Annotated in this window: 9 protein-coding genes; 6 read left to right on the top strand and 3 right to left on the bottom strand. The window is 58.2% G+C overall.

The window, feature by feature from the left end; all coding sequences use genetic code 11:
* Nucleotides 1-8: 8 nt before the first annotated feature.
* Both G6R15_RS00835 and G6R15_RS00830 read left to right on the top strand, forming a co-directional pair.
* Nucleotides 9-1442, top strand: a complete 1434-nt coding sequence (locus G6R15_RS00835; protein WP_164657891.1) for an NAD(P)(+) transhydrogenase (Re/Si-specific) subunit beta — start codon at nucleotides 9-11, stop codon at nucleotides 1440-1442.
* A gap of 238 nt (nucleotides 1443-1680) precedes the next feature.
* The gene (locus G6R15_RS00830; protein ID WP_164657890.1) at nucleotides 1681-2958 is read left to right on the top strand and encodes a DUF3422 family protein; all 1278 of its coding nucleotides are present in this window, start codon (nucleotides 1681-1683) and stop codon (nucleotides 2956-2958) included.
* A 446-nt stretch (nucleotides 2959-3404) separates the two neighbouring features.
* Here the strand turns inward: G6R15_RS00830 and G6R15_RS00825 are convergent, their stop codons facing one another.
* The 3 genes from G6R15_RS00825 to G6R15_RS00815 all read right to left on the bottom strand — a co-directional run bounded on the left by G6R15_RS00825 (nucleotide 3405) and on the right by G6R15_RS00815 (nucleotide 7153).
* Nucleotides 3405-4337 (bottom strand): ABC transporter permease, encoded by a 933-nt coding sequence (locus tag G6R15_RS00825; RefSeq protein ID WP_164657889.1) that lies wholly within the window; start codon nucleotides 4335-4337, stop codon nucleotides 3405-3407.
* Nucleotides 4330-5337 (bottom strand): ABC transporter permease, encoded by a 1008-nt coding sequence (locus tag G6R15_RS00820; RefSeq protein WP_164657888.1) that lies wholly within the window; start codon nucleotides 5335-5337, stop codon nucleotides 4330-4332. Before G6R15_RS00820 ends, G6R15_RS00825 begins: the two co-directional genes overlap by 8 nt.
* 109 nt (nucleotides 5338-5446) lie before the next feature.
* Complete coding sequence (locus G6R15_RS00815; protein WP_164657887.1) at nucleotides 5447-7153, bottom strand: peptide ABC transporter substrate-binding protein; 1707 nt, start codon at nucleotides 7151-7153, stop codon at nucleotides 5447-5449.
* A gap of 283 nt (nucleotides 7154-7436) precedes the next feature.
* On the opposite strand from G6R15_RS00815, the gene G6R15_RS00810 reads away from it, so the two are divergent.
* Genes G6R15_RS00810 through G6R15_RS00795 form a run of 4 tightly spaced genes read left to right on the top strand, consistent with a single transcriptional unit; the run spans nucleotide 7437 to nucleotide 12806 of the window.
* Entirely contained in the window at nucleotides 7437-9257 is a 1821-nt protein-coding gene (locus tag G6R15_RS00810; RefSeq protein WP_164657886.1) for an ABC transporter ATP-binding protein, read from the top strand.
* Nucleotides 9258-9266: 9 nt separating this feature from the next.
* Nucleotides 9267-10436 (top strand): acetylornithine deacetylase, encoded by a 1170-nt coding sequence (gene argE, locus G6R15_RS00805; protein ID WP_164657885.1) that lies wholly within the window; start codon nucleotides 9267-9269, stop codon nucleotides 10434-10436.
* Nucleotides 10437-11603, top strand: a complete 1167-nt coding sequence (locus tag G6R15_RS00800; protein ID WP_164657884.1) for a M20 aminoacylase family protein — start codon at nucleotides 10437-10439, stop codon at nucleotides 11601-11603. It begins immediately after the preceding gene.
* Nucleotides 11604-11642: 39 nt separating this feature from the next.
* Nucleotides 11643-12806 carry a M20 aminoacylase family protein gene (locus G6R15_RS00795; protein ID WP_164657883.1) on the top strand — a complete coding sequence of 388 codons (1164 nt, stop codon included), beginning with the start codon at nucleotides 11643-11645 and terminating at the stop codon, nucleotides 12804-12806.
* The last annotated feature ends 25 nt before the right edge of the window (nucleotides 12807-12831 follow it).

The following is a 12831-nucleotide window of genomic DNA, read 5'->3' as shown; positions in this document are numbered from 1 at the left end:
CCGGGATAATGGAATTTGGATTTACAACTGCCGCATATGTGGTTGCGGCTGTTCTCTTCATCCTGTCGCTCGGCGGCTTGTCCGGTCAGGAAAGCGCCAAACGCGCCGTATGGTACGGCATCGTTGGCATGGGCTTGGCTGTGTTTGCAACATTGGTCGGCCCCGGTTCGGGCTATTGGCTGCTGTCGCTGCTGCTGATCGCAGCAGGCGGTGCCATTGGTACCGTTGTTGCGCAGCGCGTTCAGATGACCGAGATGCCTCAGCTGGTTGCAGCGATGCACTCGTTGGTTGGTCTGGCGGCGGTATTTGTTGGTTTCAACGCGCATCTTGAGCTGGGCAATGTTCTGGCACTGGATGACAGCGCCAAGAAATCGCTGGAAGGGTTTGCTTATCTGCTGGCCAAGAAATCCAGTGTCGAGATCAACATCCTGCGGGTTGAAGTATTCCTTGGCATCTTCATTGGTGCTGTGACCTTTACCGGTTCGGTTGTTGCCTATGGCAAACTGGCGGGCAAAGTGTCCTCGGCGGCGACCAAGTTGCCCGGGGGTCACATGCTGAACGCTGGCGCTGCTGGCCTCTCGTTCCTGTGCCTGATCTGGTACTTTAATACCGGTGGGTTCCTGCCGCTGTTCATCATGACTTTGGCGGCGCTGTTCATCGGCTATCACTTGATCATGGGCATTGGTGGTGCGGACATGCCGGTGGTTGTGTCGATGCTGAACTCGTACTCGGGTTGGGCTGCGGCTGCGATCGGCTTCTCGCTTGGCAACGATCTGCTGATCGTGGTCGGTGCTTTGGTCGGCTCGTCGGGTGCGATCCTGTCCTACATCATGTGTAAGGCGATGAACCGGTCGTTCGTCAGCGTGATCCTGGGCGGCTTTGGCGGCACCACCGGTCCCGCCATGGAAGTCGAAGGCGAGCAGATCGCAATCGACGCCGAGGGCGTGGCAACTGCCTTGGACGAGGCCGACAGCGTCATCATCATCCCAGGCTACGGCATGGCCGTTGCTCAGGCACAGCAGAACGTGGCGGAACTGACCCGTCGTCTGCGCGCCAAGGGCAAAGAGGTGCGCTTTGCGATCCACCCGGTTGCGGGTCGTCTGCCGGGGCACATGAACGTGCTCCTGGCAGAAGCCAAGGTGCCGTATGACATCGTGATGGAGATGGACGAGATCAACGATGACTTCCCTACAACGGACGTCGCCATTGTTATCGGTTCGAACGACATCGTGAACCCGGCCGCACAAGAGGACCCGAACTCGCCAATCGCTGGCATGCCGGTTCTGGAGTGCTGGAAGGCTAAACAAGTGTTCGTGTCCAAGCGTGGTCAAGGTACCGGTTATTCGGGCATTGAAAATCCGCTGTTCTACAAAGAGAATACGCGCATGTTCTATGGCGACGCCAAGGCCTCGCTGGATACGCTGCTGACCATGATCAACTGATCTTAGGTTTGCATGAATTTCGAAAGGGCGCTCTTCGGGGCGCCCTTTTTTCATGCGAGGCTCTGCCTCGCGCTCCGGGATATTTTTAGCAAGAAGAAGAGAGAAAGATCGAAAACCGCTAGGTTTCAATATGTTGCGGCGTTTGTATGCCTTCGTATGCCTGTAAGTGATTGATTCAAAATGATAATTGATGTTATTGCGGTCACCGTTATAGTGACGCAAAGCCCGGAGGAGCCCCATGCCGCCCATTCAGGACCACCCTTTGCGTTACGCACTAGCCAATGAACTGCACGCCCGCCCGTTCCCCGTGTCCGAGGCGCCCTGCACGGTCGTGTTTCTGGCGATCAAGAAACCCGATGAGGCGGCAGGCCGTGATCGAGGTCTTGATCGCGCGCATCTGCTAGATCTGTTGGATCGCCACGGTGCGCCGCATCCGCAACCCGATGCCACCCACTATGCAGGACAAATTGGGCGGCACTGGTTGAAATGGGAGCAGCACACCGAGTTTGTGACCTATACGGCCTTTTCAAATGGTGTCAGTGAGCGCGTATTCAACCCGTCGGATTTTGAGGTGTTCCCGGCCGATTGGCTAGAGCAGGCACCAGGGCAGCGTGTGACCTCGGTGATGCTGCAGGTCATTGAACGGCCCGAGAAGGCCAAGGTCAAACGGCTCTTGGCGGAATGGTTTGTTCCGGAAAGCCTGGCTGTTTCGCATATGCTGGATGACGCGGCCATCGCGGCAGGGGATTTCCGGATCGACCCGGCCGGGCACATGCGTTTTGCTGTGTTTGTCTCTAAGGCCACCGGCAAGCGGCGCGTGGGACGGATCGTGCAGCGCCTGTGCGAAATTGAGACGTACAAGGCGATGTCGATGCTGGGCTTTGCGCGTGTTAAGTCCCTGAATGAGCGCCTTGGCGAGATGGATGTGCGCCTGACACAGCTGATGGTCGAGATGACCGAGGCGAGCGCCCCGGCCGAGGAGTTGCTACCGCAACTGATTTCGACCTCGACCGAGTTGGAAACTATGGCCGCACGCTCGTCGTTTCGCTTTGGTGCAACGGGGGCCTATGAGGCGATCGTGAACCAGCGGATACAGTCTCTGCGAGAGGAACGGTTCGAAGGGCGCCAGAGCTTTGCCGACTTCATGATGCGCCGGTATGAACCCGCAATGCGGACGGTGAAGTCCACCGAATCCCGGCTGCAAATGCTGTCAGACCGGGCAATCCGGGCAGGGGAATTGCTGCGGACCCGGGTCGACGTGGAACGCAGCGCGCAAAATCAGGCGTTGCTGGAAAGCATGGACCGTCGTGCCGATCTGGCCTTGCGGTTGCAGCACACAGTCGAGGGCTTGTCAGTCGTTGCGATCAGCTACTACGCCGTGTCGCTGACGGGTTATCTGCTTTATCCACTGACTGCCACGGGCCTGAGCAAGGGGATGATCACAGCTTTGGTCACTCTGCCGGTCGTGGGCTTGGTCTGGTGGATGGTGCGCCGAATTCGGAAGCGCATCGAATGAACTGGTCCGTCAGCCTGCGGCCAAGCGCAATTGGCTGCACGCCGATGAAAGCTCCGTTGATCGGGGGTAACGTTCGGTTCCCGGACCGCAAAGTTATGATCAGCGCGGCTCCTGCCACAGTGCCAGAATAAGGCCAGCCCCTTCCGGGCAACGTTGTGGGCGAAACACTTGGGCCAATATCCAATGTGACCGACTCCATAGCCACCCGGAGCGGGGCCAGGATACCCTTGAGCGTGGCGTGCGCAACTGTGGCAAAAACCAGCCATACCAGCAGCAGCGCAGCGAAAACAGAACCCCGTACGTTCCGCAAGAAATCCCAAGATCGCTCTAAGGTTCAGGGCAAACACGGCGCTGTCCTGCTTTTCCGGTTAACTATTTACGCTCCAAACAGACCAACGGCCGCCCGTTAAGGGGCGGCCGTTAGGACACGTTCTTTTTTGCCTGGTTCAGCGGCCCCGGATACGCGGGTCCAGTGCGTCGCGCAGACCATCGCCCAGGTAATTGACGCTCAGCACGGTCAGCGAGATCGCAAGACCCGGCCAGATCACCCGCTCAGGGTATTGCTGAAGATAATCAGTGCCATCAAACAGCAGGCGACCCCAGGTCGGGAAATCCGGCGGAAACCCAAGGCCGAGGAAGGACAGAGCGCTTTCGGTGATAATCGCGGTGGCAATTCCGAGGGTGGCCGACACCATAATCGGTGACAGCACGTTGGGCAGAATGTGGCGTGTGATCAGTTTGGAGTTGGTGGTGCCAATCGAACGTGCTGCCAATACGAATTCGCGCTCCTTCAGTGCCAGTACGTCGCCACGCACGATGCGTGCGGTTGGCATCCACGAAGTAATGCCGATCGAGGTCACGATCAGGATAAAAATCCCTTGCTCCAGGCCAAATGCGGCGTTCAGCGGTTCGCGAAACAGCAGCATCATGACCAAAAGAAGCGGCAGCAGGGGCAAGGCCAGGAACAGATCAGTCAGGCGCATGAGAGGCCCGTCCAAACGCTTGAAGAACCCGGCGACCACGCCGACGAAAGACCCAAGGAACAAGGCCAAAAGCATGGCGGTAATGCCGACCGATACAGATGTTGCGCCGCCCGCCATCATCCTGGCCAACAGGTCACGGCCCAATTGGTCGGTGCCAAAGGGGTGGGCCATACTGGGCCCTTGATTGCGCGCGCGGATGTCGATCTTGGTCGCATCGATTTCCCAGAGGAAAGGCCCAAGATAGACGCCTGCCACGATCAAGACGAACAGTACACCGCCCATCATTGCGCCCTTGTGGGTTTTGAATTGGTCCCACACGTCCAGCCATTGGCTACGCGGTGGTTTCGTCGGTTGAGGTTGGTTCAGCTCAGTCTGAGTTTTGCTTAGTTCAGTCATAGCGGATCCGTGGGTCAAGGATGCCATACAGGACATCGGCGATCAGGTTGAACAGCACGATGAGGACGGCGAAAATGAATGTGAGGGTCTGCACCATGGGCAGGTCGTTGGCCTGAATAGCGCCGATCAGCAGTTGGCCGATGCCGTTCACCTTGAACACCTGCTCGGTGATGATGGCACCACCAAAGATCGCTGGAATACCCAGGGCGATCACAGTGACAACGGGGATCATCGAGTTGCGTAGGACGTGAACCATGACCACGACATATTCGCTCAGACCCTTGGCGCGGGCAGTGCGGACGTAATCCTGGTTGAGGTTGTCCAGCATCGAGGCGCGCATGAACCGGCTCAGCTGTGCGGTGATTTGCAACGCCAGAACCATGACCGGCATGATCATCTGTTGCAGCTGTTTCACGAAACTGTCCCAACTGTTGACCACTAGCGTGGTGTCATAGATCGACGGGAACCAACCCAGTTGGACCGAGAAGATCACGATCACCAGCACGCCCGAGAAGAACGGCGGAACCGAGAAACCGACCATCGAGACAAACGTGCCCATCTGATCGAACCAGCTGTACTGACGATAGGCCGAATAGATGCCGATAGGCAGGGCGATCAGGATGGCGACGATGTAGGCTGTGCCAACAACCCACAGGGTCTGCGGGATACGCTGTACAACGATGTCCATCACGGGCGAGCGGGTCTGCCACGAGATGACGCGCAGCTTGCCTTCGGAAAAGGACGTGCCGAGGTAATGATCGATCAGCACCTGTGGTTCGATCCAAAAGAATTGAACGATCCACTTCCAGAACCGAATGGGCATCGGCTCGCCAAGGCCTAGGGCCTCGCGCATCTTTTCTTTGACTTCGGGTGGAACCGTCAGGGGAACCTGGGCCATCGGATCTCCGGGTGCCATTTCGAGCAACAGAAAGATCACAAGACTGATGAACAAAAGCGTCGGTACAGCCAGAACCAATCGTCGAATAGTGAAGGTCAGCATACGTGTGCGCCTTTGTTTATGAGTCTTTTTCTTGGGTACGACCTAGGGTCGTGATGCCAGAGGCCGCGCCCCGATAGTGATCGGAGCGCGGCTTTGCAAGCGCTAACGCTTAGGAACCGGTCTTGCGGTACCAGTCAGCTGCGTTCCACAGCTCGCTGTCCCACACGTTCAGAACCACACCGCCAAGGGTGTTGGCATGGGCCGACAAACGACCACGGTGAACCAGCGGGATCATACCGCCGTTTTCAACCATGATGTCGTTCAAACGGCGCGCGATTTCGGCACGCTTGTCCGCATCAGCAGTCTGGGTCAGTTCACCGTGCAGCGCATCGAACTCTTCGTTACAGAAGCGGCTGATGTTCTCACCCTGCCACTGGCTTTCCGGCTTGGGTGCTTTGTCGCACAGGCCGTTGCCAAGATAGGACTGAGGGTCGGTGCCGTTGAAGGTGTTGGCGTACATTTCAACGTCAGCATAGAACTTCTGGAAGGTATCGGGCGAGCCCGGGTCACCACCAAAGAAGACCGATGCGTTGATGTTGCGCAGCTCGGATTCGATGCCGATCTGGCTCCACCACTCTTTGATCAGAGCCTGGAAATCCTGACGCACAGCGTTGGTCGAGGTCTGATACACGATTTTGAGCGGTACACCGTCTTTTTCGCGTACGCCGTCACCGTTGGTGTCAACGATGCCTGCATCGTCCAGCAGCTTGTTGGCGCCAGCGATGTCTTGAGTATCGCACGAGAAAGTGGACGAATTCACAGCAGCAGGTGCAGGAATCCAGTTACAGGTGACCTGACCGGCTTTGCCGTAGCCAATTTCGACCAGCAGCGGGCGGTCGATTGCCATCGACATTGCCTTGTACACCGCCGGATCCTGCAAGAACGGGTGCGGATGCTTGGCAGTCGCACGTTCGCCTTCGGCCAAATCAGATGACGGGTTGGTCTGGTTCAGCATGATGCGCTCGACCAACGGGCCAAAGCCAGCAACCGGGGTGCCTTTGCCGCCTGCTTCCATCTGAGCGATCACTTCGGGCGCCAGCTGAAGGTTCCAGGCATAGTCAAATTCGCCAGTTTCCATGACTGCACGACCAGCCGCGGTTGCATCACCGCCGCCTTTGAACGTCAGCGTGGCGAACGCGGGTTTTGCCGGATCACGATAGTTGTCGTTGGCCCTCATGGTGATCACGTCGTTCGGCTTGAACTCGGTGACAACAAAGGGGCCGGTGCCGATCGGGCCAAAGTTCTCGGTCGTGCATTCCGGTGCCTTGGCGCCCATGCAGTTTTCGAACTGAGCCTTTTGGATGATCGGGCTTTCGCCGCCCACAAAGGGTCCGTAGGGGAACGGGGTCGGCTGATCAAATGTGACGACGACGGTCATGTCGTCCGGCGTTTCAACCGATGTCACACCATCGAATTTGGTCAGCTGCGCGCAGCCACCCTCGGGGTGCATGCAGTAGTCGGCCGTGAATTTGACGTCAGCCGATGTAAACGGCGTGCCGTCCGACCAGGTTATGCCAGGCGAGATTTTCCAGGTGATCGACGTCAGATCCTCGCTCACGCCGCCGTTGCTGACGGTTGGAATCTCTGACGCGAGAAAGGGTACCATCTCGCCGTCCTGATTGTAGCGGGCCAGCGGTTCGATAACCAGCGAGGCAGATTCCACGTCCTTGGTGCCGCCCGAAAGAAACGGGTTCAGAATCGATGGGGCCTGCCAATAAATGATGCTGACGTTGCCGTCCGATCCGCGCTCGGCCATGGCCATCGGGGCCATTGCCGTGCTTGCGATCGCACCAAGTAAAAGGGCTTTAACTTTCATTGTACACTCCATGTTGGACACGTTGGTGTCTCGATTATCTCCGCGATGCCCGCGGATTCAGCGTGTGCCGCTCTTTCAGTAAAGGATTGTAACTAAACGAGAAACATATTCACGTTACGTAAGCTCTCCTCTCCCCCCGAGAACGGTTACGAGGCGTATCGAAACAGAGTTTGAAAAAATTGCAAGCCTTCGTGACGGGAAAATCTATGCGTTTGACTTTCCCCCTTGCAGGGTCTTAGCGTTTGGTTCTCAATTCCAACGGCGACCAAAGGGGAGCGCGCGCGTGCTGGATCAGCCTATTGCACAGATCAAAGGTCTTCGGGTCGAGTTTCAGACCAAAGACGGTCCGGTTGTCGGTGTCGAGGACGTCTCGTTCGAGGTCAATCCGGGCGAAACTGTTTGTATCGTTGGCGAATCCGGCTCGGGAAAGTCGGTATCTTCCCTATCCCTGATGCGTCTGGTCGAGTTCGGCGGTGGCGAGATTGCGGGCGGCAGATTGCTATTCGATCGTCGCGACGGCGGTGAGATGGATTTGGCCAATGCTGATCAGGAATTGATGAAACAGATTCGCGGCAACGAGATCGGGATGATCTTTCAAGAGCCGATGACGGCCTTGAATCCAGTTTTTACCGTGGGTCGCCAGCTGACCGAGGGGCTGCGCGTTCACAAGGGGCTGTCGCAAAAGAATGCCGAAGCGCGGGCGCTTGAACTGCTGCGCGAGGTGCGAATCCCTGAACCCGAACGTCGCCTTAAGCAATACCCGCACGAATTGTCAGGTGGGATGCGCCAGCGTGTCGTGATCGCCATGGCAATGGCGTGCGAGCCGCGCCTGCTGATCGCGGATGAGCCAACAACCGCGCTGGATGTGACCATTCAGGCGGAAATTTTGGCTTTGATGGACCGGTTGAAACGCGAAACCGGCACGGCGGTGATGTTCATCACCCACGATATGGCGGTTGTGGCACAGATGGCGGACCGTGTGGTTGTCATGTTCCGTGGCAACAAGGTTGAAGAGGGCTCGGTTCAGGAGATCTTTGAGAACCCACAGCACGACTACACCAAGGCGCTTCTTGCGGCGGTACCGAAACTGGGCGAAATGCGCGGAAGCACCCAACCCAGCCCAATGAAACTGATGGGCGTAGAGGGGCAGAATCTCGACCCCATCCCCGGCACCAATGAAGTGCTGCTGCGGGTCAAGGGTCTGACCACGCGGTTCCCGGTCAAAGGTGGTTTTTTCCGACGCACCATTTCTAACGTCCACGCGGTCGAGGACGTGTCGTTCAACATCAACAGGGGCCAAACCCTGAGCCTGGTGGGCGAATCGGGGTGTGGTAAATCGTCGGCGGGTCGGTCGATTCTGCGCCTTGTCGAACCTATGGCGGGTGAAATTGATCTAGATGGCGTCGATATCATGAAGCTGGATCAAGGCGGCCTTCGCAAGGCGCGTCTGGACATGCAGATGATTTTCCAGGATCCCTTTGCCTCGCTCAATCCGCAGATGCAGTTGCTAGAACAAGTGGCTGAGCCGATGCGCAACTATAACGTCGCCAGCGGCTCGGAATTGACGGACCGGGTGGCAAACCTGTTTGACCGCGTGCAACTGCCGCGCAGCTTTATGCGCCGCTATCCGCATGAAATGTCTGGCGGTCAGCGCCAGCGGATCGCGATTGCCCGCGCATTGGCCCTGAATCCCAAGCTGATCATCGCGGACGAGGCGGTGTCGGCGCTGGATGTGTCGGTGCAGGCGCAAGTGCTGAACCTGATGATGGAGCTGCAGGCCGAATTGGGGCTGAGCTATCTGTTCATTTCCCACGACATGGCCGTGGTCGAGCGCGTCAGCCATCAGGTCGGCGTGATGTATCTGGGCCGGATTGTTGAACTGGGACCGCGCAATCGCGTGTTCGAGAACCCGCAGCACCCCTATACGCAGGCGTTGATGAAGGCGGTGCCAATCGCTGACCCGAATAAGCGCAAGTCGGAAAAGGACCTGAACTTCAAGCCGATCCCGTCGCCGATCCACGGATTGGACTACACCCCCGAGCCCTCGCAGTACCGCGAGGTCGAGCCGGGACATTATGTGCTGACCACCGACAGCGGATACTAAGGGGACATTATGACCGAGCGTTTGTCTCCGCTGGAAATCATGACCAAGCTGATCTCGTTTCCGACTGTCAGCCGGGACACCAATCTGCCGCTGATCGACTGGGTCGAGGGGTATTTGGTCGAACATGGCATCGAAAGCCACCGCTGGCCTGATCCCGATCAACCGCATAAGGCCGCTTTGTTTGCCCATGTTGGTCCTTGGGAAGAGGGGGCCGTGGTTCTGTCGGGTCACACCGATGTCGTGCCAGTCGATGGGCAACCTTGGGATAGCGACCCCTTCACCGTGATTGAACGCGACGGCAAATATTTCGGGCGCGGCACCTGCGATATGAAGGGTTTTGACGCCATCGCCATCTGGGCCTTGGTCGAAGCCAAGTACCTTGATCTCAAACGCCCACTGCAACTGGCGCTAAGCTTTGACGAGGAAATTGGCTGTACCGGGGCGCCACCGATGATTGAGGCGATGCAACCGGTTCTGCCCAAAGGCTCGGCCGTTATCGTGGGCGAGCCGTCGATGATGAAGGCCGTCACTGGCCACAAAGGCGGGCAGGGGTTTGTTGTCGACGTCTGGGGGTTCGAGGTTCACAGCTCGCTCATGCATACTGGCGTCAATGCGATCATGGAGGCGGCCAAGATCATCGCTTGGGCCAATGACGTGAACGAGGTCGAGCGTGCTAAGGAACCCACACCCGTCGCTGCGATGTTCGAACCGCCGTGGACCACGCTGCACACTGGCGTAATCGAAGGGGGCACCGCCGCTAACATCACCGCCAAACACTGTCGGTTCGACCTGGGTTATCGCGCCGTCCCTGACGCCGACAAAGATGCCTGGGACGCATTGGTCAAGGACAAGGTCCGCGAAGTCGAAGCGGGGATGCAGGTCATTCATCCCGAGACGCGGATCGAGGTGCATCAGCGCTTTGCTGTGCCGGGCTTGAAACCTGAAGAGAATGGCGAAGCCGAAGGGCTGGTGCGTAAGATCACCGGCGACAACGCTGGCCATGTTGTCAGCTACGGGACCGAGGCTGGGCAGTTCCAAGAGGCGGGCTATTCCGCTGTGGTGTGTGGGCCGGGCGACATCGCGCAAGCTCATCAACCGAATGAATTCATCACCGTTGCCCAGTTCAAGGCCGGTGTTGGTTTCGCAGACCGATTACTGGACCGATTGCAGGAGGGTTAAATGCCGATCAAAAACCGCTTGGCCGAGATGCACGACGAAATCACTGGCTGGCGTCGGCACCTCCACGCATATCCAGAATTGCTCTTTGACGTTGAAAAAACCGCAGCATTTGTGTGCGAGCGACTGAAAGAGATCGGCGTTGACACGGTCACGCCCGGCATTGGGCGCACCGGCGTCGTGGCCACCATCAAGGGACGTACGGACACCAAAGGCCGGGTGATCGGCCTGCGTGCTGACATGGACGCACTGCCGATCCACGAGGCGACGGGGCTCGACTATGCCTCGACCGTCGAGGGTAAGATGCACGCTTGCGGGCATGATGGGCATACTTCGATGTTGCTGGGGGCGGCGAAATACCTGGCCGAGACACGGAATTTTGACGGCACCGCCGTGCTGATTTTCCAACCCGCCGAAGAAGGCGGGGCGGGTGGTCTTGAGATGTGCCAGGACGGCATGATGGACCGTTGGGGCATCCAAGAAGTTTACGGCATGCACAACATGCCGGGTTTCCCGGTTGGGGAATTCGCAATTCGACCCGGTGCGTTGTTGGCGTCATCTGATGAATTCGAAATTGTGGTGACCGGTAAGGGTGGCCATGCGGCAGCCCCCCATGATGCTGTGGATACCACGTTGGTGGCATCGCAAATTGTCGTTACATTGCAATCGGTTGTGTCCCGTACGGTTGACCCGATCAAGCGGGTGGTGTTGACCGTGGGCACTTTTGAAACCGACAGTGTCGCCTCAAACGTGATCGCGCATACCGCACGCCTGCAGGGCACGGTGCGCACGCTCGACCCCGAATACCGCACCATCGCCGAAGAGCGCGTGCGTCGGATCGCCGAAGACACGGCTTCGGCCTTTGGGGCCAAGGCCGAGGTGACGTGGACACCGGGCTATCCCGCGACGGTCAACACGCCGGATGAGACAGAATTCGCGGCCGAGGCTGCTCGCGCCGTATCTGGATCTGTCAACGACGCCACCGATCCGATCATGCCGAGCGAAGATTTTGCCTACATGCTGGAAGAACGCCCCGGCGCCTATATCTTTATCGGAAACGGGGACACAGCGATGTGCCACCACCCGGAATACAATTTCGACGACGAGGCGATCCCGGCTGGGTGCAGCTGGTACGCCGAAGTCATCGAACGACGAATGCCTGCCGCCTGAGCGCGGCCTAACTTACGGTGTGACAAAGGGGAGAGTGACATGCCGATCAAGAACCGCCTGGCCGAAATGCATGCCGAGATCACGGCATGGCGGCGTGACATCCACGAAAACCCTGAAATCCTTTATGACACCCACCGCACAAGTGCGCTGGTGGCCGAGCGGCTAAAGGAATTCGGCTGTGATGAGGTCGTGACCGGCATCGGTCGCACCGGAGTTGTGGGCGTGATCAAGGGCAATACCGACAGCAAAGGTGCGGTGATTGGTCTGCGTGGTGATATGGACGCGCTGCCGATGCAGGAACAGACGGGGCTCGACTATGCCTCGAAAACCGATGGGGCCATGCACGCCTGCGGCCATGATGGCCACACGGCTATGGTGCTGGGGGCGGCAAAATATCTGGCCGAGACGCGCAATTTCGACGGCACCGCCGTGGTTATCTTTCAACCCGCCGAAGAGGGCGGCAACGGCGCCGAGGCGATGGTCAAGGATGGGATGATGGACCGTTTCGGTATTCAAGAAGTGTACGGTATGCACAACGTCCCTGGCCTGCCAACGGGGCAGTTTGCGATCCGATCCGGCCCTATGCTGGCCGCTGCCGATACATTCGACATTGCTCTTGAAGGGCACGGGGGCCATGCGGCCAAACCGCATGAGACGGTGGACGCGACTGTGATGGCCTCACAGCTCATCGTGGCGTTGCAGACCATTGTGTCGCGCAACACCGATCCGGTGCTACAGGCGGTGGTGTCGGTGACCTCTGTTGAAACCTCATCCAATGCGTTCAACGTCATCCCGCAAAGCGCGCGGATCAAGGGGACCGTGCGGACACATTCCAACGACATGCGTGCGCTGATCGAACTGCGCGTGAATGAGGTGGCGCAGGGCATTGTTGCGACTTTTGGCGGTAGGGCTGAGGTCACCTATGAACATGGGGTTCCCGTGACCAGCAATGCTGACGCACAGACCGAATATGCAGCCGAGGCTGCACGCATCGTGGGCGGGTCTTGCGTAGAAGCGCCGATGATCATGGGGGGAGAGGACTTCTCATTCATGCTTGAGGCCCGTCCGGGTGCTTTCATTACCCTGGGCAACGGTGACAGCGCCGGACTTCATCACCCTGAATACAACTTCAACGACGAGATCATTCCATTCGGCTGCAGTTGGTTTGCCGAGATGGTCGAGCGGCGCATGCCCGCTGCGTGAATGAGATAAACCAAGAGAGAGAAGA

It is taken from the genome of Tropicibacter sp. Alg240-R139 (genome assembly GCF_900537075.1).
Taxonomy (GTDB): Bacteria; Pseudomonadota; Alphaproteobacteria; order Rhodobacterales; family Rhodobacteraceae; genus Falsiruegeria.
This window is presented reverse-complemented; position numbering and strand designations above follow the sequence as displayed.

Coding starts and splice junctions, on each gene's coding strand:
- G6R15_RS00800 (WP_164657884.1), top strand. CDS start 10,437: ATGCCGATCAAAAACCGCTTGGCCGAGATGCACGACGAAATCACTGGC.
- G6R15_RS00820 (WP_164657888.1), bottom strand. CDS start 5,337: ATGCTGACCTTCACTATTCGACGATTGGTTCTGGCTGTACCGACGCTT.
- G6R15_RS00830 (WP_164657890.1), top strand. CDS start 1,681: ATGCCGCCCATTCAGGACCACCCTTTGCGTTACGCACTAGCCAATGAA.
- G6R15_RS00815 (WP_164657887.1), bottom strand. CDS start 7,153: ATGAAAGTTAAAGCCCTTTTACTTGGTGCGATCGCAAGCACGGCAATG.
- G6R15_RS00795 (WP_164657883.1), top strand. CDS start 11,643: ATGCCGATCAAGAACCGCCTGGCCGAAATGCATGCCGAGATCACGGCA.
- G6R15_RS00835 (WP_164657891.1), top strand. CDS start 9: ATGGAATTTGGATTTACAACTGCCGCATATGTGGTTGCGGCTGTTCTC.
- argE (WP_164657885.1), top strand. CDS start 9,267: ATGACCGAGCGTTTGTCTCCGCTGGAAATCATGACCAAGCTGATCTCG.
- G6R15_RS00825 (WP_164657889.1), bottom strand. CDS start 4,337: ATGACTGAACTAAGCAAAACTCAGACTGAGCTGAACCAACCTCAACCG.